Origin of the sequence: Streptomyces sp. NPDC047022 (assembly GCF_040644155.1) — a bacterium.
In the GTDB taxonomy this organism is placed as follows: Bacteria; Actinomycetota; Actinomycetes; order Streptomycetales; family Streptomycetaceae; genus Streptomyces.
On record NZ_JBEYVV010000002.1, the window covers coordinates 144,906 to 163,349 of the forward strand.

18 protein-coding genes and 1 tRNA gene are annotated in these 18,444 nt (G+C 69.6%); 14 read left to right on the forward strand and 5 right to left on the reverse strand.

Features of this window, described 5'->3' with window-relative positions:
- The first annotated feature begins 201 nt into the window (after window positions 1–201).
- The 11 genes from ABZ845_RS04020 (at window position 202) to htpX (ending at window position 11,805) form a co-directional block, all read left to right on the forward strand.
- Complete coding sequence (locus ABZ845_RS04020; protein ID WP_360972692.1) at window positions 202–672, forward strand: NADH-quinone oxidoreductase subunit A; 471 nt, start codon at window positions 202–204, stop codon at window positions 670–672.
- Window positions 663–1,382, forward strand: coding sequence for an NADH-quinone oxidoreductase subunit B family protein (locus ABZ845_RS04025; protein ID WP_360972694.1), 720 nt, complete (start codon window positions 663–665; stop codon window positions 1,380–1,382). The genes ABZ845_RS04020 and ABZ845_RS04025 overlap by 10 nt, the downstream gene beginning before the upstream one ends.
- Window positions 1,379–2,944 carry an NADH-quinone oxidoreductase subunit C gene (locus ABZ845_RS04030; protein ID WP_360972696.1) on the forward strand — a complete coding sequence of 522 codons (1,566 nt, stop codon included), beginning with the start codon at window positions 1,379–1,381 and terminating at the stop codon, window positions 2,942–2,944. Before ABZ845_RS04025 ends, ABZ845_RS04030 begins: the two co-directional genes overlap by 4 nt.
- Entirely contained in the window at window positions 2,941–3,909 is a 969-nt protein-coding gene (locus ABZ845_RS04035; RefSeq protein ID WP_360972698.1) for a complex I subunit 1 family protein, read from the forward strand. Before ABZ845_RS04030 ends, ABZ845_RS04035 begins: the two co-directional genes overlap by 4 nt.
- Window positions 3,909–4,544, forward strand: coding sequence for an NADH-quinone oxidoreductase subunit I (locus ABZ845_RS04040; protein ID WP_360972700.1), 636 nt, complete (start codon window positions 3,909–3,911; stop codon window positions 4,542–4,544). The genes ABZ845_RS04035 and ABZ845_RS04040 overlap by 1 nt, the downstream gene beginning before the upstream one ends.
- The gene (locus ABZ845_RS04045; protein WP_360972702.1) at window positions 4,541–5,173 is read left to right on the forward strand and encodes an NADH-quinone oxidoreductase subunit J; all 633 of its coding nucleotides are present in this window, start codon (window positions 4,541–4,543) and stop codon (window positions 5,171–5,173) included. Before ABZ845_RS04040 ends, ABZ845_RS04045 begins: the two co-directional genes overlap by 4 nt.
- Window positions 5,173–5,538, forward strand: a complete 366-nt coding sequence (gene nuoK / locus ABZ845_RS04050) for an NADH-quinone oxidoreductase subunit NuoK (RefSeq protein WP_360972704.1) — start codon at window positions 5,173–5,175, stop codon at window positions 5,536–5,538. The genes ABZ845_RS04045 and nuoK overlap by 1 nt, the downstream gene beginning before the upstream one ends.
- A complete protein-coding gene (locus ABZ845_RS04055; protein ID WP_360972706.1) occupies window positions 5,535–7,526 on the forward strand; it encodes an NADH-quinone oxidoreductase subunit L in 1,992 nt (663 codons plus the stop codon). Before nuoK ends, ABZ845_RS04055 begins: the two co-directional genes overlap by 4 nt.
- Window positions 7,527–7,532: 6 nt before the next feature.
- On the forward strand, window positions 7,533–9,107 hold the full coding sequence (locus ABZ845_RS04060; RefSeq protein ID WP_360972708.1) for an NADH-quinone oxidoreductase subunit M: 1,575 nt from the start codon (window positions 7,533–7,535) through the stop codon (window positions 9,105–9,107).
- Entirely contained in the window at window positions 9,104–10,603 is a 1,500-nt protein-coding gene (locus ABZ845_RS04065; RefSeq protein ID WP_360972710.1) for an NADH-quinone oxidoreductase subunit N, read from the forward strand. The genes ABZ845_RS04060 and ABZ845_RS04065 overlap by 4 nt, the downstream gene beginning before the upstream one ends.
- A 338-nt stretch (window positions 10,604–10,941) precedes the next feature.
- The gene (htpX, locus tag ABZ845_RS04070) at window positions 10,942–11,805 is read left to right on the forward strand and encodes a zinc metalloprotease HtpX (protein WP_360972712.1); all 864 of its coding nucleotides are present in this window, start codon (window positions 10,942–10,944) and stop codon (window positions 11,803–11,805) included.
- A gap of 288 nt (window positions 11,806–12,093) precedes the next feature.
- Here htpX and ABZ845_RS04075 read toward each other — a convergent pair whose 3' ends face one another.
- Window positions 12,094–12,495 carry a YccF domain-containing protein gene (locus ABZ845_RS04075; protein ID WP_360972714.1) on the reverse strand — a complete coding sequence of 134 codons (402 nt, stop codon included), beginning with the start codon at window positions 12,493–12,495 and terminating at the stop codon, window positions 12,094–12,096.
- Window positions 12,496–12,720: 225 nt separating this feature from the next.
- On the opposite strand from ABZ845_RS04075, the gene ABZ845_RS04080 reads away from it, so the two are divergent.
- Together ABZ845_RS04080 and ABZ845_RS04085 are read left to right on the forward strand one after the other, a co-directional pair.
- Window positions 12,721–13,287: an SMI1/KNR4 family protein gene (locus ABZ845_RS04080; RefSeq protein ID WP_360972716.1), complete on the forward strand. Its 567-nt coding sequence runs from the start codon at window positions 12,721–12,723 to the stop codon at window positions 13,285–13,287.
- Between the two features lie 338 nt (window positions 13,288–13,625).
- Window positions 13,626–13,892, forward strand: coding sequence for a GlsB/YeaQ/YmgE family stress response membrane protein (locus ABZ845_RS04085; protein WP_360972718.1), 267 nt, complete (start codon window positions 13,626–13,628; stop codon window positions 13,890–13,892).
- An 87-nt stretch (window positions 13,893–13,979) separates the two neighbouring features.
- Here the strand turns inward: ABZ845_RS04085 and ABZ845_RS04090 are convergent, their stop codons facing one another.
- The gene (locus ABZ845_RS04090) at window positions 13,980–14,468 is read right to left on the reverse strand and encodes a YajQ family cyclic di-GMP-binding protein (protein ID WP_360972720.1); all 489 of its coding nucleotides are present in this window, start codon (window positions 14,466–14,468) and stop codon (window positions 13,980–13,982) included.
- Between the two features lie 243 nt (window positions 14,469–14,711).
- Between ABZ845_RS04090 and ABZ845_RS04095 the strand changes: the two genes are divergently transcribed.
- Window positions 14,712–14,793, forward strand: a tRNA-Tyr gene (locus ABZ845_RS04095).
- A gap of 164 nt (window positions 14,794–14,957) precedes the next feature.
- Here ABZ845_RS04095 and ABZ845_RS04100 read toward each other — a convergent pair.
- From ABZ845_RS04100 to ABZ845_RS04110, 3 genes are all read right to left on the reverse strand, one after another.
- A complete protein-coding gene (locus ABZ845_RS04100) occupies window positions 14,958–16,325 on the reverse strand; it encodes a tyrosine-type recombinase/integrase (protein WP_360972722.1) in 1,368 nt (455 codons plus the stop codon).
- 71 nt (window positions 16,326–16,396) lie between these two features.
- Entirely contained in the window at window positions 16,397–16,585 is a 189-nt protein-coding gene (locus ABZ845_RS04105) for a helix-turn-helix domain-containing protein (RefSeq protein ID WP_360972724.1), read from the reverse strand.
- A 237-nt stretch (window positions 16,586–16,822) separates the two neighbouring features.
- Window positions 16,823–18,229 carry a phage/plasmid primase, P4 family gene (locus ABZ845_RS04110; RefSeq protein WP_360972726.1) on the reverse strand — a complete coding sequence of 469 codons (1,407 nt, stop codon included), beginning with the start codon at window positions 18,227–18,229 and terminating at the stop codon, window positions 16,823–16,825.
- Window positions 18,230–18,444 lie beyond the last annotated feature (215 nt).

The window sequence follows — 18,444 nt, forward strand, 5'->3', positions numbered from 1 at the left end:
AAACCCCACCCCGAGGGACCCCAGGGGCGTGAGTGAAGGCCGGCCAGGGGCGGGCGGCCGGAGCCGCACCGGGAGCACCGGGGTGTCTCGAGGCGTGATGGGCTGCTTACCCTTTCTTTAGCAGGGCCTAGACTCCCGTGCGTACAGAACGTCGAACACCAGGTTCACCAGGGTCACGAGGTCAGGGAGCGAGGGGCTGACGTGCCGGATCCGACCGCCGTCATCGTCATGGCGGAGACCGGGAGCGTGAGGAGCGCCGGGACCACCTCCGGAAGCAGCGGAGGCACCGGAGACATCGTCGCGGCGGGCTACTTCCACTCCTACTCCGTCGTCGGGCTGCTCGCGGCCGTCGGCGTGCTCTTCGTCGCCGTCGCCTTCGGCGCGAGCCGCCTGCTGCGCCCTGTTGTGCCCACACCCGAGAAACTCCTGACGTACGAGTGCGGCGTCGACCCGGTCGGTGAGGGCTGGGCCCACACACAGGTCCGCTATTACGTCTACGCGTTCCTGTACGTGATCTTCGCGATCGATTCGATCTTCCTCTTCCCGTGGGCGACGGTCTTCGCCGACCCCCGCTTCGGGGCGACCACCCTCGTCGAGATGTTCGTGTTCCTCGGCTTCCTGGCCGTGGGGCTGCTGTACGCGTACAAGAAGGGCGTCCTGACATGGACGTGAATCCCTTGACCTCCTCGGTTCCCCCGGATCCCGCGGCCTCCTCGGCTGCCCCGGACCGAGAGCCGGTGCCGCTGCCGGATCCTGAGGGTCCCCCCGCCGAAGGCAGGGGGAGGCTCGGTGTACTCTCCCGCCTCGCCCCCGAGCCGATGAAGGTGGTCCTGAACTGGGGCCGCCGCTACTCACTGTGGGTCTTCAACTTCGGTCTCGCCTGCTGCGCGATCGAGTTCATCGCAGCGTCGATGGCCCGCCACGACTTCATCCGTCTCGGGGTGATCCCGTTCGCGCCCGGTCCGCGCCAGGCCGACCTGATGGTCGTGTCCGGCACGGTCACGGACAAGATGGCCCCGGCCGTCAAGCGCCTGTACGAGCAGATGCCCGAGCCGAAGTACGTCATCTCCTTCGGCGCCTGCTCGAACTGCGGCGGCCCTTACTGGGACTCGTACTCCGTCACCAAGGGTGTCGACCAGATCATCCCGGTGGACGTGTACGTCCCCGGCTGCCCGCCCCGCCCCGAGGCGCTGCTCCAGGGCATCCTCAAGCTCCAGGAGAAGATCGCGCGCGAATCGCTCGGCGAGCGGTACGGCGCGTCCCGGCCGTCCACAACCGCCCTGCAGAGCGGCCTGGTCAGGCCGCCGTCCGTGCCCTCCACCCCGGACCTGCCTGCGGTCCAGGGTCCGGAGACGGACCCGGACCCGGGGGTGACGCGATGACCGCGGTCGGCTGGCTGCCCGCCCCCGCGGAGGACCTCTTTGGCGCGGAGGCCACGGCCGAGGAGTCGTACGACGTCCTGACGGTCGACGTGCCCCCGGCGCACTGGACCACGGCGCTGCGCACCGCCCGTGACGAACTGGGCTGCACGTATTTCGACTGGCTGAGCGCGGTGGACGAACCGGGCACGGGCCTGCGCGTCTCGGCCCATGTGGTGGCCCTGTCCCCGCTGCGCCGTCTCCTCCTGCGCACGACGGTCCCGCACGAGACCCCCGTCCTCCCCTCGGCGGTGGGCGTCTACGCGGGCGCCGCCTGGCACGAGCGCGAGACCCACGAAATGTTCGGGGTCGCCTTCGAAGGCCACCCGTCGCTGGACCACCTGCTCCTGCCCGACGGCTTCGAAGGCCACCCCCTGCGCAAGGACTTCGTCCTGGCGGCCCGGGTCGCCAAGGCGTGGCCCGGCGCGAAGGAGCCCGGCGAGTCCGACCACGGCGGCCCCAAGCGCCGCCAGATGCTGCCCCCGGGCGTACCCGACCCGAACGAGTGGGGCCCCCTCAAGGGACAGCTTCCCCCCGCTCCCGCCCGTCCGGCCCGAGCGGCGGGGGAGCGCCCGGTGCGCCGCGCCCGTACGGCGGCTGAGGGCTCGGCGACCCAGAGCCCCGCCGCGGGCGAGACCGCGGAGGCGCGCCCGGCGCCCCGTCGCGCGCGCAGCGTCTCGCAGGGCTCGGCCTCGCAGCGAGCCGTGGAGCCCGGCGGTGCGCCCGAGGCCCCGGCCGGCCCGCGCCGTGCACGCAGCGCGTCCGGGGGGTCGGCCTCACAGCGCGCGGAGGACGCGGGTCCGGCGGCTGCGCCTGCCGCTCCCGCGGCCGGTCCGCGCCGTGCGCGCAGCGCCTCGGAGGGGTCCGCCTCCCGGCGTGCCGACGCGGGTGCTGGTGCGGCCAAGCCCACCCAGGACACGGCCGCTGAGCCGCCGCCCGAGCCGGCCGCGGTGCCGCGCGGCTCGGATGCCCCTTGGCACCACGCCCGTCCGGCCTTCGACGAGCGTGGAGCCGCCCCCCAGGCAGGCGCCAAGGCCGAAACCGGCCCCGCGGCGAACGAGCCCAGGGCGACCGAGGCCGCGAAACCGGAGTCCGCAATGATCGGGACCCCATCGACCGAGCCCGCGGAAGCCGCGGCCAAGGCGGGAGTCGAGCCGGAGGCCGCGACCGACGCGAAGGCCGCGACCGACGGGGAGCGCACGGCAGGCGCCGAGGCGCAGTCCGAGGGCGAAGCCGAAGCCGATGCCGGGGCTGAGACCGGGGCCGATGACAGGGCCGAGCGTGAGCCCGATGCCGTGACCAGGCGTGAGACCGACCCCGAGGCCGGGCGCAAAGCCATCCCGGAAGCGGGACCTGAGGCCGGACCTGACGCCACCCCGGAAGCCGGCCCCGAAGCGGCCGAAGGCGAGCCCGGTAGAGAGAGCCACCCGGGCGACGCCCGGCCGCCCGAGTCCCCGGCCCCCGACGAACGCCCCGACTCCGATGAAAGCCCCAACCCCGACGACCACCCCGGAGGCACGCAGTGAACGGCGCTCTCGACGTCGCCCTGCGACTCCTTGTCGTGTTCGTCGTCTTCCTCTCCTTCCCCTTGATCGTCGGCCAGACCGAGCACAAGGTCATGGCCCATATGCAGGGCCGCCTCGGACCGATGTACGCCGGCGGTTTCCACGGCTGGGCCCAGCTCGTCGCCGACGGCGTGAAGTTCGCGCAGAAGGAGGACGTGGTCCCGGCGGGCGCCGACCGCCGCGTTTTCCAGCTGGCCCCCGCCGTCGCCCTCCTTCCGTACCTCCTCGTCCTCCTCGTCATCCCGATCGGCCCGGGCAAGGGCGCCGTCGGCCAGGTCGTCGACGCGGGCATCTTCTTCGTCCTGGCCGTCATGGGAGTCGGCGTGCTCGGCTCCCTCATGGCGGGATGGGCGTCCGCCAACAAGTTCTCCCTGCTCGGCGGCCTCCGCACCGCCGCGCAGCTCCTCGCATACGAGCTCCCGATGCTGCTCGCCGCCGCCTCCGTGGCGATGGCGGCGGGCACCGTCTCACTCCCCGGCATCCTCGGCGCCTTCGAGTGGTGGTGGGTGCCGTGGCAGATCGTCGGCGCGTTCGTCTTCTTCGTCGCCGGCCTCGCCGAGCTGCAACGCCCTCCCTTCGACATGCCCGTCGCCGACTCGGAGATCATCTTCGGCGCGTACACCGAGTACACCGGTCTGCGCTTCGCCCTGTTCCTCCTCGCCGAGTACGCCGGGATCGTCGTGCTGTGCGGACTGACCACCGTCCTCTTCCTGGGCGGCTGGCACGGCCCCTGGGGCGCCGACGGCCTCGGGTGGCTCTGGACGCTCCTGAAGACCGCGGTCCTCGCCTTCGTCGTCATCTGGCTGCGCGTCACCTACCCCCGTCTGCGCGAGGACCAGCTCCAGAGGCTCTCCTGGACCCTCCTCGTCCCTCTCTCCCTCGCCCAGATCGCCCTCACCGGCATCGTCAAGGTGGTGATCTCCTGATGTCCCGCCCGTCGCCCGATCAACGCTCCTCGACGGCGCCCTCCGGGCGGTCCCGTCTGCCGATCCCCGGCTCGGGTCTCGCCAAGGGCCTGGCCGTCACCCTGCGCACGATGACCAAGAAGTCCGTCACCGAGCAGTACCCGGACACCCAGCCCGCCCTCCCGCCCCGCAGCCGTGGCGTCATCGGGCTGTTCGAGGAGAACTGCACGGTCTGCATGCTGTGCGCCCGCGAATGCCCGGACTGGTGCATCTACATCGACTCCCACAAGGAGACGGTCCCGGCGGTGACCCCCGGCGGCCGCGAGCGCAGCCGCAACGTGCTCGACCGCTTCGCCATCGACTTCTCCCTGTGCATGTACTGCGGTATCTGCATCGAGGTCTGTCCCTTCGACGCCCTGTTCTGGTCTCCGGAGTTCGAGTACGCCGAGACCGACATCCGTGACCTCACCCATGAGCGCGACAAGCTCCGCGAGTGGATGTGGACCGTTCCCGCTCCACCCGCCCTCGATCCCGGCGCCGAGGAGCCCAAGGAGCTTGCCGCCGCGCGCAAGTCCGCGGAGAAGCTGGCTGCCGCAGCACAGACCGAGCCGACCGAGCCCACCGAATCCGCTGGTCCCCAGGAAGGAGCGTCTTGAGTCCCACCCCCGCGGTGACGGCCGCGGCCGTCACGGAGACGCACGGCTTCCTCTCCCCGAGCGGCGTCGAGATCGTCTTTCTCCTCGTCGGACTGGTCACCCTCGGTGCCGCGCTCGTCAGCGTCACGACCAGGCAACTGGTGCACGCCGCCCTGTGGCTCGTAGTGACCCTCGGCGGCCTCGCTGTCGAATACCTCCTGCTCACCGCCGAGTTCATCGCGTGGATGCAGGTCCTCATCTACGTGGGTTCCGTCGTCGTCCTCCTCCTGTTCGGGCTGATGCTCACCAAGGCCCCGATCGGCCGTTCGCCGGACGCCGACTCCGGCAACCGCTGGGCCGCCCTCACGGTCGCCGTCGCCGCCGCTGCCGCCCTGGTCTGGGTGGTCGTGGACGCGTTCCGTACGACCTGGATCGACCTCGCCGGCCCGGCCTCCGGGTCCACGAAGGTCACCGGCGCGAGTCTCTTCCGGTACTGGGTCCTCCCCTTCGAGGCCCTGTCCGTCCTCCTTCTGGCCGCTCTGGTCGGGGCGATCGTCCTCTCCCGCAAGGTGAAGGAGAACGAGGCGCCCACCACCGCGAGCGCCCCGGCCGTCCCGGGGGCACGCGACGCGAAGGAAGGCGTCCGCTGATGCACCTCGCCTATCCCGCCGTGCTCTCCGCCCTCCTCTTCTGCACGGGCCTGTACGGCGTCCTCGCGCGCCGCAACGCGATCCTCGTCCTGATGTCGGTCGAGGTGATGCTCAACGCGGTCAACCTCAACCTCGTCGCCTTCGACGTCTGGCTGAGCAGGGCCGCCCGCGACACGCTGCACTCCGGCCAGGCCCTGACCCTGTTCACCATCGCCATCGCAGCCGCCGAGATCGGCATCGGTCTGGCGATCGTCCTCGCCGTCTACCGCAACCGCGGCACCTCGGACATCGACCGGCTCCGCGACACCGCCGAGAGCCGCGAAAGCGACACCACCGCGGGTGAGAAGGCAGAGGCCACCGCGTGACCACGACCACCTTCGCCGTACTCGTCCCTCTTCTTCCGTTCCTCGGCGCCGCGGCCGGACTGCTGCTCGGCCGCACCGGCCCCCGCTATGTCCGCCCCCTCGCCGTCCTTCCGAGCCTGGCCTCGCTCGCGCTGGCCGTACTGGTCGCCGTGCGCCAGGGCGGCGGCACGGCCATCGACTCCGCAACCGAGCTCACCCCCACAGGCTCGGTCCCGATCGACCTCGCCCTCCACATCGACGGCTTCGCCGCCCTCGTCGCGGTGCTCGTCGGCGTCGTCGCCTCCTGCGTGCAGATCTACTCCACTGGCTACCTGCGCGACGACCCGCGGTACCCCTCGTACGCCGCGCTCGTCTCCCTGTTCACCTCCGCGATGCTGCTGGTCGTCTATTCGGGCGACCTGATCGTGCTGCTGGTCGGCTGGGAAGTCATGGGCATCTGCTCCTACTTCCTCGTCGGCCACTACTGGGAGACCTCCGAAGCCCGCGCCGCCTCCATCAAGGCATTCCTGGTCACCAAGCTCGGCGACGTCCCCTTCCTCATCGGGCTGTTCGCGCTGGGCACCGACGCCGGTTCCTTCCGCATCACACGGGTCCTCGGCGCCGTCGCGAGCGGGGGACTGCACCACCCGACCGTGATCGCCCTGCTGCTCCTGGCGGGCGTGGCGGGCAAGTCGGCGCAGTTCCCGCTGCACACCTGGCTCCCCGACGCGATGGCGGGCCCGACGCCCGTCTCCGCGCTGATCCACGCCGCGACCATGGTCGCGGCCGGTGTCTACTTCATCGCCCGTCTCCTCCCGGTCTTCCAGGCCTCGTCGGCCGTGATGATCGTCCTCGCCGTCATCGCCGCCGTCACCATGGCCGGCTCGGCGCTCGCCGCACTCGCCCAGGACGACATCAAGCGGGTCCTCGCGTACTCGACGATCGGTCAGCTCGGCTACATGACCGGAGCCCTCGCCGTCGGGGACCGCGATGCCGCCGTCTTCCACCTCCTGTCCCACGGCGCCTTCAAGGCACTGCTGTTCCTCGCCGCCGGCGTGATCATCCACGCCGCCGGCACCAACTCGCTGGCCGCGATGTCCCGCATGAAGGACCTGCGCGCCCGTGTCCCCGACGCCTACTGGACGATGACCGTGGCGCTGCTCTCGCTCGCCGCGATCCCGCCGTTCGCCGGATTCTTCTCCAAGGAGTCCGTCCTCGGCGCGGCCGAGCACACCGCCACCGGCCACGCCGCGCACACCCCCGGCGCCGCGGGCTGGATCGTCCTCGTCGCCGGCATGGTCACCGCCCTGCTCACCGCCGCCTACGCGACCCGGCTGTGGCTGCTCGCCTTCCGCGGCCACGGCACCGAGGCCCCCGACCACGGCAGGCAGCCCCTCGTCATGAACGCGGTGCTGTGGGTGCTCACCATTCCCTCGCTCGCGTTCGGCCTCACCTACGGCGTACTGCCCGACTGGTTCGACGGCCGCTCCCTGGCACCTGAACTGACGACCGCAGTCCTCAGCACTGGCCTCGCCCTCGTCGGCGCGCTCATGACCTACGGCGCCTGGCGACACACCACGGCGCTCGCCGCCCGTGTCCCGCTGGGTGCGGTCGCGGCCCACCCCGAGGCGGACGCCGGACTGGTCGAAGCCGAGGCCATCGCAAGCCACACACCCGCCTACGGCGACATCGCCTACGCCCCCGACCCCGCGGACCCGGGTCGCCTCCTGCTCGGCCCGCTCCACCGCCATGCCGCCGTCGGCTTCCACCTGGACGCCGTGTACGACACGCTCTTCGTCCGCCCCGTCCTGGCGGGAGCGAGTCTCGTCCGGTTCCTGGACCGCGAGGTCGTCGAGACCTATGTACGCGGTGCCGGAGCTCTACCCCGCCTGCTCGGGGCCGCCGTACGGCGCGCCCAGACCGGCAATGTGCAGACCTATGTGAGCGCGCTGCTCGCCGGCACCGTCGTCCTGACGGTGGCCGTCCTCCTCGTCGCCACGGGAGCGTGAGCAGGCGTGATCGATATCAGCGAGTCCGTGATGCAGTTCCTTCTGGCATTCATCGTCGTCGTGCCCCTCATCGGCGCGCTCGCCGCCCTCCTGCCGGCACCGCCCGGACTGAAGGGGAAGTCACCGGAGCAGGCCGTGCTGCGGCACGGGGCGACGGTCACCGGCGCCGTGCTCATCGCGGCTGTCGTCCTGGCGTTCGGTTTCGACCATGACCACCCGTCGAAGATGCAGGCCACGACCGACATCAGCTGGATCCCCGCACTCGACGTGCGGATCCACCTCGGCGTCGACGGCATTTCCCTCCCCCTTCTGGTCCTGACCGCGCTGCTGACCTTCCTCTGCGCGCTCTACTCGTACTTCAAAATGCCTGAGGGCCCGTCCCCGAAGGCCTTCGTCGCACTGCTGCTCGTCCTCGAGTCCGGCACCCTCGCGACCTTCGCCGTCCTCGATCTGCTGCTGTTCTTCCTCGCGTTCGAGACGGTGCTCATCCCGATGTACTTCCTCATCGCCCGCTGGGGCGGTGCCGGGCGGACCCGGGCCGCCTGGAGGTTCATCCTCTTCACGCTGCTCGGCTCCGTCGTCATGCTGCTCGGCCTGCTCCTGATCGGACTCAAGGCGGGCACGTTCGACATGGTGGCACTCGCCACTGACAACGGTGGGTCACTGACCACATCCGTGCAGGTCATCGCCGTACTGGCGATCGGGATCGGGCTCGCCGTCAAGACGCCGATGTGGCCGCTGCACAGCTGGTTGCCCGACGCCCACACCTCCGCCCCCACCGTCGGCTCGGTCCTGCTGGCCGGTGTCCTGCTGAAGATGGGCACGTACGGGTTCGTCCGCATCCTCCTGCCGATCGCGCCGCACGGCTTCCACATCTTCGCCCCCTACCTCGCCGCGCTCGCCGTCGTCGGGATCATCTACGGTTCCCTCGCCTGCCTCGCCCTCGCCAAGCGCGGGGCGAAGGGGGACCTCAAACGCCTCATCGCCTACTCCTCCGTAGGCCACATGGGCTTCGTGCTGCTCGGTATCGCCACCACCACCCCGACCGGAGTGAACGGCGCGCTGTTCGCCAACATCGCCCACGGACTCATCACCGGCCTCCTGTTCTTCCTGGTCGGCGCGCTGAAGGAGCGCACTGGCAGCACCGACCTCGACACCCTCGCCGCCGAGACGGGCGCGGCCCTCTACGGCAAGGCGCCCCGTCTCGGCGGACTGCTCGCTTTCGGTGCCGTGGCCTCGCTCGGCCTGCCTGGTCTTGCCGGATTCTGGGGCGAGATGCTGGCACTGTTCGGCGCCTTCAAACCCGCCGCGGACCTCAGCCGTCCGGCGTTCCTCACCTTCATGGGGATCGCCGCGTTCGGCACGCTGCTCACGGCCGCGTACATGCTCGTCGTGGTGCGGAGGGTGTGCATGGGAGCCGTACCGCAGGAAGCGCCGAGGCTCGCCGACGTCCACATGTACGAATTCGCGGCCTGGACGCCGCTCGTCGCCCTCACCGTCGTCGCCGGCCTGTGGCCCCGGGCCCTTCTGGGCCTGACCGATCCGGCCGTGCAGCAGCTCCTCGCAGGAGGCACCCGATGAGCTCCCTCGTCCAGTCCGTCGACTGGCTGGCCATCGCGCCACCCACCATCGCGGCGGTCGTCGCACTGGCCGTCCTCGTCGCCGACCTCTTCCTCGCCGCTGAGCGCAAGGCACTCCTCGGCTGGGTCTCCCTCGCCGGGCTGGCCGCGGCGGTACTCATGCTGCTGCCCCTCCTGGACGGAGACCGCGCCACCTTCTGCCTTACGGGCGCCCCGCACGTGTGCAGCTACACGGCGGACCGTTTCACCCTCGTCATCCAGTTCCTCGTCCTCGGCGGCGCCTTCCTCGCGGCCCTCCTGTCCGTCACTGCCCTCAAGGACGCCGAGAAGCAGGTGCCCGCCGGGGAGTTCTGGTTCCTGCTGCTCTCCTCCGCGGCCGGCGCCGCCCTGCTGCCGGCCTCCCGCGACCTGGCCACCCTCATCGTCGCCCTGGAGGTCGCCTCCCTGCCCGCGTTCGCCCTGGTCGGCATCCGCTACGGCGACAAACGGTCCTCCGAAGCGGCCCTCAAGTTCTTCCTGTCGTCCGTCACCGCGACCGCGGTGAGCCTCATGGGCATCAGCTTCGTGTACGCGTCCACCGGCACCCTCTACCTCACCCGGATCGCCGAGCGGATCCAGCACGTGGACGGCCAGCTGCACGTGCTGGCCCAGACCGGGGTGGTCCTCACCCTGGTCGGCTTCGCGTTCAAGACCGCCGCTGTCCCGTTCCACTTCTGGGTGCCCGACACCTACGTGGGCGCGCCCTTGCCGGTTGCCGCCTATCTGTCGGTCGTCGGCAAGACGGTCGGCTTCTCCGGCCTCATCCTCGTCACCGTCGTCGCTCTGCCGTCCTACTCCGACGTCTGGGGCCCGGCGCTCGCCGCGCTGGCCGCCCTCACCATGACCGTCGGCAATGTCGGGGCGCTGCGCCAGCAGGCCACGCGCGCGTACAGCGCCGTGCGCCTGCTCGCCTGGTCCTCCGTCGGCCAGGCCGGGTACCTCCTTGTGCCGATCGCCGCAGCCGCTTACTCCAAGGACGCGCAGAAGGCGATCGGCTCCACCGTCGCCTACGCCCTGATGTACGCCGCGGTCAACCTGGGCGCCTTCGCCGTCGCCGCGCTCGTCGGCCGTACGAGGGCCCTGAACCGTATCGCCGACTACCGCGGCCTGTACGCGTCGAACCCCCTCGCCGCCCTGTTCCTGGCCTTCTTCCTGCTCTGCCTGGCGGGCCTCCCGCCGGGTGTCATCGGCCTCTTCGCGAAGGTCACCGTCTTCTCCGCGGCCGTCGACGCGGGACTGGGCTGGCTCGCCGTGGTGATGGCGGTCAACGTGGTGATCGCGCTCTTCTACTACCTCCAGTGGACGGCCCTGCTCTTCAGGGCGCCCGAGGGCGAGCCCGAGAAGCACCGCGTACCCGCACCGCTCACGGCCGCCATCGCGCTCACCGCCGTCCTGGGCATCGTGCTGTCCGGGGCGCCCCAGCTGGTGCTGCGCTTCTCGTCCACCGGTCTCTTCTGACGGCCTCTACCGGTTTCCACCGACCTCTACCAGCTCTACCTGGCTTACTGGTTTCCACCGGCGTCTAACGGGCTTCCGCCGATCTCCGCCGACGGCGCCGCGCACATCCGACCGCACCGGCGTCCGCCGATACCGTCGGTGCCTGGGCCGGTGATTCCGCGGGCGCCGCTGCGGGGCGCTCGCGGAATCACCCGGACGGTCCACCCGCTCCGGCGTGCACACCAGGGAACTCACACTCCTCGCCTCGCGTTGACCAGTTCGGGAGGGTCCACTGAGAGGTGGAGTCAACAGCACTCGCAGACAAGGGTTCCCCTGCCGCACCACTTGGAGGGCGTACCGTGCACCGCCGGCACAACGGGCTAAGGACCGCAGTACTCCTCGGGGGGCTGTCCGCACTCATCATCGTTATCGGCAGCTTCTTCGGCCGTACGGGACTGGTCGTCGCTGTCCTCATCGCGCTCGGCACGAACGCGTACGCGTACTGGAACAGCGACAAGCTGGCTCTACGCGCGATGCGCGCACGCCCGGTGAGCGAGTTCGAGGCCCCCGCCCTGTACCGCATGGTCCGTGACCTCTCCAACCAGGCCCGCCAGCCCATGCCCCGCCTCTACATCTCCCCGACAGAGGCCCCGAACGCGTTCGCGACGGGCCGCAACCCGCGCAACGCGGCCGTGTGCTGCACCGAAGGCATCCTCCGTCTGCTGGACGAGCGCGAACTGCGCGGCGTCATCGGACACGAGCTGAGCCACGTCTACAACCGCGACATCCTGATCTCGTCGGTCGCCGGAGCCCTTGCCTCCGTGATCATGTTCCTGGTGAACTTCGCCTGGCTGATCCCGGTGGGCCGTTCGGACGACGATGACGGCCCCGGCATCCTCGGCCTGTTGCTGATCATGATCCTGGGCCCGCTCGCCGCGACCCTCATCCAGCTCGCCATCAGCCGCTCCAGGGAGTACGAGGCGGACGCGTCCGGAGCCCAGCTGACCGGTGACCCCCTCGCACTGGCCAGCGCCCTGCGAAAGCTGGAGCTGGGCACCCAGCAGCTTCCGCTGCCCCCCGAACCACGCATCGAGACGGCGAGCCACATGATGATCGCCAACCCCTTCCGTCCAGGGCAGGGAATCTCCAGGATGTTCTCCACGCACCCGCCGATGGCGGAGCGCATCGCCCGGCTCGACCAGATGGCAGGGCGCCAACGATGACGGCCGTCCAGAACGTCATGTGACCCGCCCTGAGCGGCTTCTGACTGTTTCGCGGATACGTGTCCGCGGACGCCGCCCGGGACAGTTCCCGCCTTTGCGTACCGGGTCGGCGTCATCGCCCGCAGCGTCGAGCCCGGCCTGACCGCTTGCCTGACTGACGCGGGTTCAGCCTGGCGAAGGAGGCTGTCCAGGGCGCCTTGGGCACCCCTGACGCAACCGGCCACGGGAAGCTCATCCGACCGGGACCGACAGGCGCGGGACGCCCCGTGCCATGGCCGGAGCGGTGGCTCAGCGCCCGCCGAAAGCCTGGTCCGTCGCAACCACCTCACGGCCGAGGGGCATGAGCGAGATCGGGATGAGCTTCAGGTTGGCCCACCCGAAGGGGATGCCGATGATCGACAGAAACAGAGGGATGCTCGTGATCAGGTGTCCCAGAGCCAGCCACCACCCCGCGAAGATCACCCAGATCACGTTGCCGACGCACGACGGCGCCCCGGCGCCCGGCCGCTCCACCGTGGTGCGGCCGAACGGCCACAGGACGAACCCGGCGATGCGCAGCGACGCGATGCCGAACGGGATGGTGACGATCAGTACGAAGCAGATCAACGCGGCGATCAGGTACCCGAGCGCCATCCAGATGCCGCAGAGGACGAGCCACAGGATGTTGAGCAGCAGGTTGAACACCTTCATGATCGGCACCTCTCCAGGTCGCTCCCTCGGCACTGCCTGCCACCACAAGTATCAGCTGGTCATGCGCTCAGACGGAACCGCAAGGGCCTTGTAGCGTGATCGGGAACGTTCCGAGACGATCCCGTTCGGCGTCGCCGACTTCACGCCCATGCTGACGGACTGATCGATGTGGCCAGTCGTCCACAGGCCGGTCCGGATGTCAGTGGCCCCCTGCATCATGAATCCATGACCGAGAACGAGCAGTTGCTGGACAGGGTGGCGGACCAGGCCCGCAATATCCGTCCGTGGGGCTGGTCCTCGCTGCCCGAACCTGTGGAGGGGGCCGCCGTCGCCCGCGCCGAGACGGCTTTGGGCTTCACTCTGCCGCCACTGCTCAGCGCGCTCTATCTGCGGATAGGGGACGGCGGATTCGGCCCGGAATACGGACTGCTGCCCCTGCTCGACAGTCCGCCCTCCGGAGAGCCGGCCGCCGTCCCGCAGTACCTCGCGAACCGTGAGAGCGGCCGCAAGGACCCCGACTGGCCCTGGCCGGAGGGCGTGCTGCCGATATCGCACTGGGGCTGCGGAATGTACGCGTGCGTGGACTGCAGCACCGAGCAGGGAATGGTGCTGCTCTACGAGCCGAATGCCGACGACGCCCGGCACGCCTGGTACGTCGATGCCCCCAGCCTCGCGGAATGGCTTCAGACCTGGCTCGACGGCACGGGCTGGTACGAGGAGTCCCACGAGGGCGATGACCTGGTGCCGTGGGCGGACTTCCCGATGCGCACGGGTGTCACGCGGACGGCGTAACCGGACGCGGTCGCGGGAGGGCCACCTGGAAGCCGGGGCAGCCTCATGGCCACCGCGCGGCGTACGGCCGTCGCACGCCGGACCCCGCCGCCCCAGGCCCGCGTGCCCGGTGGAGCCGCACGTCGGCGGGCCGGCGTGCCCCGGACCGTGTCATGCGGCGCACCATGCCGATTCCTGCAACCGGCGGCCGGGGGTGACGCGTCCTCCCCGACAGCGACGGGCCCGCACGAACACGGTATCGAGCACGATCGCCTTCTCAACTGGTATCGACGAATGAACACAGCCTGGCCGGAGCAGGAGCACAGCACAGGCACAGCGCGGAGAGGCAGGTTCAGGGCATGGGCATTGTCGGTTGGATCTTTCTGGGGCTGCTGGCGGGCGCGATCGCCAAATTGCTCCTGCCGGGCAAGGACCCCGGCGGCTTCATCGGCACCATCCTCATCGGGATCGCGGGTGCCTTCGTCGGCGGCTGGATCTCCGCCCGGTGGCTTCACCACCCGATCAGCAAGCACTTCTTCGACGGTCCCACCTGGGCGGCGGCGATCGGCGGCTCACTGGTACTGCTGATCATCTACCGCCTCTTGTTCGGCGACTCGCGCCGCTGAGCGGCGCCCCTGGAAGCAGCAGCCACCAACGAACAAGGGTGGGCACCCCGTCGAGGGTGTCCACCCTTTGTCGTACCGCCGATCGGGCTACCGGTAGTTCACGAACTGCAGTGCGAAGTCGAAGTCCTGGTTCTTCAGGAGAGCGATGACGGTCTGGAGGTCGTCGCGGCTCTTGGAGCTGACGCGAAGTTCGTCGCCCTGCACCTGCGCCTTGATGCCCTTCGGGCCCTCATCGCGGATGATCTTCGCCACCTTCTTGGCGTTCTCCTGGGAGATGCCCTCCTCGATCGTGGCGAAGATCTTGTACTCCTTGCCGGAGAGCTGCGGCTCGCCGGCGTCGAGCGACTTCAGGGAGACCCCGCGCTTGACCAGCTTCGACTGGAAGACGTCGAGGATGGCGTTCACCCGGTCCTCGGAGTTGGCCTGCATCAGGATCTTCTCGCCGGACCAGGCGATCGAGGCACCGACGTTCTTGAAGTCGTAGCGCTGCGAGATCTCCTTGGCGGCCTGGTTGAGGGCGTTGTCGACCTCCTGCCGCTCGACCTTCGAGACGATGTCGAAACTGGAGTCGGCCATGTCCTGTGGCTCCTTGTATCGGGATGGTTCGGGATGGAACAGGGTGGAACGCGGCGGGTCTCGGCGAGCGGAAGCGGGGCCGCCCGGCCCGGCGACGATCCCGGGCCGCATCCGGCTAAGCCTAGCCACCCGGCCCGTTCAGGGCGGCGACCTATTGGGTGGCGAAGCACCCCTCCGCATCAGGTATCGTTTACGTCGTTGCCAGGGAGCAGCGCAGAAATGCGGCTCCGGGGCAGCAACCCCGGCGGTGTGCCCGAGCGGCCAAAGGGAGCAGACTGTAAATCTGCCGGCTCAGCCTTCCCAGGTTCGAATCCTGGCGCCGCCACATGGCCGAAAGGGTCCGTGACCAGCGTAAATGCTGGGAGCGGACCCTTTCGTCGTTCACGGACCAGACCTGGTCGCTATAGGCGTTATTTCCCAGTGTGTCTCACCCTGATTCGGGTGTTGACCAGTTCTTGTGGGGCAGGCGTGGGGCAGCTCTTGGCCCTCCTAACTGCTGTTCTTCAGTGCCCGCTCGATTCGGGCGTTCGCCTTGGCGGCGCCGCCGTCCAGGCACTTCGCGTACACGCGGAACAGCACGGCCACGCTGTGGCCCGCGCGTGCGGCCACCTCTTGTGGTTCCACACCGGAGCTGAGCCATGTGGACACTGCGGCATGGCGAAGATCATATGGACGCTTCGCGAGTAATGACGAGCACTGAGCGGGCGTGAGAGCACGCGCGCGGGCTTCCGCCCACACCTCGCCGTATCCGGTGTCCTGGATGAGTCCGCCGCGTTGCGTCCGGAACAGCCGCCCGTCGGGGGCGACGCCGTATGCCGTGACGTGCCACCGCAGCAGATTCACGAGATCGGGCGGGATTGGCACGGCGCGCACTGCTTTCCGCGGCCGGTGCTTGAGTCCCCGCCGGTCGTGTGCCTCGCCGCTGTCCGTCCAGGCCGCCCCCGAGCGCGGACGGGTCTCTCGGAGCCGCAGAGTGCCCCACCCCCTACGGGGTAGGTCGCAGTCCTGGAGACGGAGGCCGATGACTTCCGCCGGCCGTGCCGCCGCGTAGTACATGCAGCCGAAGAACGCGACCAGGCGCCGCCCGCGGGGGCTCTGCGTGCGCACGGCATCGAGCAGCGCGAGAGCCTGCCGGGGGTCTGGCACTGAGGCGGGGTCCAGTTCCTCCGCTACCTGCTCCGGAGCTTTCCACTGCACCTGTGGCAGAGGGTTGTCCGTCAGGCGGCCAGCGTCGACGGCGTAGCCGAGTGCGTTGTGAAAGATGGCCCGCTTCCGGCGGATGGTCGACGCGGACGCCATGGTGCCGTCCAACTTCTTGGTCAGGGCGTCCAGGGCGGCGCGTACCTGCATGCGGTCGGCCAGCGCGGACGTGGGCAGGGACTTCCGTTCGAACCACGCCAGCACGGCAGCCACGTCGCCCGGCGGTTCCTGGTCACGGCGGCTCACGTTGAATGCCCAGCTATAGAGGGCCGTCCGTACCGTCTGAGCGTCGGCCATGCCTTTGGTGTCCCTAATGAGGGCGGGCGTGACAGTGGCCATGGCTTCCGCGAGCGTCCGGCGTGTGGAGCCGGGGGAGTGCTGCCACTTCATCTCGATGTACTCGCGGGCGTGCCGGTACCAACTCACGTCGTTGCGCTGCCGCAGCTCAGAGAGCGGTACCCCAGTGGACTCGTCGAACGGCTCGCCAGCGTGCGCGGCCCGCAGCAGCTCGGCACGTCGGCCCTCCGCCAGCGTCTTGGTGCGGAACGTCTGAGAGTGCGGGGTCTCACCTGTCTTCCAGCGCAATTCCGCGGAGGACTGTCCGCGGTCCTTCCGCTGCCGGACAGACCAGATCCGAATGTCGTACGTCTTCCCCATCGGGGGCCTTCCTGCGAAAGGGGCTCGGCATGAGCCGGGCCCCTGGGGGTGGTGTTGGTGAGTCGGTGTGATCAGTAGGCGGGGGAGTCCAAGTTGTTGAGCCAGTCGTCCAGGTCGTTGCGGCGTACCCGCAGGTGACCGTTGGGCAGCTTCACGAGTCGCGGCGCCAGCCCACGGGCGCGCATGCGGTAGAAGGCGGCGCGGCTCATGTCGATCTCTTCGAGGACTTCGGGGAGCTTGAGCATCTTGGGGCGGGCCATGGTTGTGACTCCTCTGCGGGAATGGCCGGGGCGTGGGTTGGGGTGACAATGCCGTGGGTCGCGGACCATCGCGGACCACCCCCGCTGACCTGCGGTTTTGTGGGGGCGGTGTGCGGACCATCGCGGACCGCCGGTGGTGGCGTGGTCCGCAGTGGTCCGCGATCCACGGCTGGTAAATGCGCAGGTCGGGCGGGGTGGTCCGCAGTGGTCCGCGACCCGGCGGATTGTGGACGTGGGTTACTCGGGTGCTCCCGGCGGGAGCAGGGTGATTCCGGTGTAGGTGCGGACGCGGGCGTCACCGGCGCGGGGGCGAGCGAGCGTGAGCTGGGGGACTACGGAGAGCAGGTTGCGGCCGAAGACCTGCTTCGTCCCGGGCTTGACGTTGTTGTCCTCGGCCCACTCCCGCCAGTCGGACCACAGGGTGTCGACGGCGACGACGCAGGTAGGCCCCGTGGTGCAGCGTTCGCGGATGAATGCGCTCGTGGGTGAGGCGGTGTCCTGCATGGTGGTGACCGCTTCCCGGCTGCACTTGGGTTCCGTGATCCGGCCCTTGGTCTCCAGGCGGGCGAGTCCGTCCAGGGCCCAGTTCAGGATGCCGGGCATCTCGGCGACGAGTCGGTCGAACAGGGTGGGGTCTTCCTTGCCGAGCCAGGACACGGTCATGTTGAGGACGACGAAGCGGCGGGCGATGACGCCTGAGGAGTCGCCGAAGTGCGGCAGCTCGTTGGACAGGACCATCAGTCGGGTGGGGAGTTTGCCGGTCCATACCTCGCGGTATTTGCGGTCGATGTCGATGGTGTCCTCACCGGAGATGGTCAGGAGCCGTTCCACGACCTGGCTGTTGTCGCTGCCGGACAGCCGGGCGTCCGAGATGACCGCGAGCGGTTTGCCGATCAGCGTGGATAGACCGAAGTTCGTGCCCATCCCGGCAAGGGTGGGACCTGCCAGGTTGTCCTTGCCGATCAGCTCTTTGAGGATTCGGGCGATGGTGCCTTTGCCGGAGCGTGAGGGGCCGACCATGAGCAGGATCTTCTGTTGGTCGGTGCGGCCGGACAGGACGTAGCCGAACCATTCCTGCACGGCCTGGATGGCGTCGGGGTCGTTGGGCCAGATTTGGTTGAGGAAGTCTTCCCAGGTGGGTGCGGTGGCGTGGGGGTCGTAGGTGAAGGGGACGGAGACGAGGTTGAAGAAGCCGGGGCTGTGCGGCACCATTGCCCGGTCCCGGATCCGCAGCAGGCCGTTCTCACAGGCCACGATCGGCCCGTCCGGCGTCTCCGTGCTCGTGCCGTTGATCCAGGCGGGGGCGTCGGTGTCGGTGGGCAGCAGGGTGATGGACCCGAGTGCGTCGAACAGGTTGCTGATCTTCTGCTTCGTCGGTGCCCAGGCTCGTTCCTCCATCTGCCCGTCCTTGGCGGGCGCCTGGTAGACGGCGTACTCCAGACGCTCGTACATGGCCTTGCGGACCTGCGCTTCGTCGGTCTCACGCCAGTGCGTTCCCGTCCAGCGCATCCACGAGCCGCGCCACCGTCGCCAGGTGAGTTGTCCGCCTTCGGTCTGCCAGTCAGGCAGGAGGCGGCGGGCGACGGCCAGGGGGTTGGACGGCGGCGGCAGATCCTCGCATCGATCGTCGGTCGTGTCGGTCATGCTGCGGTCCTCCCTTCCTGCGAGTTGCGGAGCGGACAGTGGTTGCGGTGGTCGGCGTGGTCTTCGATGAGGGCGAGCACGCGGTGCCGGCCGAACGCGCGGAGGTCCCTGCCGCACATGCACGTGGATGCGGCGCTCGGTGTGACACCGTGCGGTGCGCGGATGTGCAGCCAGGCGACGGGGCGGCGGCCGTCGTCACCGTTCGGGTCAGAGCG

Bases quoted from the DNA above. Each gene is read 5' to 3' on its own strand.
- ABZ845_RS04025 (WP_360972694.1), top strand. From the start codon at position 663: ATGGACGTGAATCCCTTGACCTCCTCGGTTCCCCCGGATCCCGCGGCC.
- ABZ845_RS04030 (WP_360972696.1), top strand. From the start codon at position 1,379: ATGACCGCGGTCGGCTGGCTGCCCGCCCCCGCGGAGGACCTCTTTGGC.
- ABZ845_RS04040 (WP_360972700.1), top strand. From the start codon at position 3,909: ATGTCCCGCCCGTCGCCCGATCAACGCTCCTCGACGGCGCCCTCCGGG.
- nuoK (WP_360972704.1), top strand. From the start codon at position 5,173: ATGCACCTCGCCTATCCCGCCGTGCTCTCCGCCCTCCTCTTCTGCACG.
- ABZ845_RS04065 (WP_360972710.1), top strand. From the start codon at position 9,104: ATGAGCTCCCTCGTCCAGTCCGTCGACTGGCTGGCCATCGCGCCACCC.
- ABZ845_RS04075 (WP_360972714.1), bottom strand. From the start codon at position 12,495: ATGAAGGTGTTCAACCTGCTGCTCAACATCCTGTGGCTCGTCCTCTGC.
- ABZ845_RS04080 (WP_360972716.1), top strand. From the start codon at position 12,721: ATGACCGAGAACGAGCAGTTGCTGGACAGGGTGGCGGACCAGGCCCGC.
- ABZ845_RS04085 (WP_360972718.1), top strand. From the start codon at position 13,626: ATGGGCATTGTCGGTTGGATCTTTCTGGGGCTGCTGGCGGGCGCGATC.
- ABZ845_RS04090 (WP_360972720.1), bottom strand. From the start codon at position 14,468: ATGGCCGACTCCAGTTTCGACATCGTCTCGAAGGTCGAGCGGCAGGAG.
- ABZ845_RS04100 (WP_360972722.1), bottom strand. From the start codon at position 16,325: ATGGGGAAGACGTACGACATTCGGATCTGGTCTGTCCGGCAGCGGAAG.
- ABZ845_RS04105 (WP_360972724.1), bottom strand. From the start codon at position 16,585: ATGGCCCGCCCCAAGATGCTCAAGCTCCCCGAAGTCCTCGAAGAGATC.
- ABZ845_RS04110 (WP_360972726.1), bottom strand. From the start codon at position 18,229: ATGACCGACACGACCGACGATCGATGCGAGGATCTGCCGCCGCCGTCC.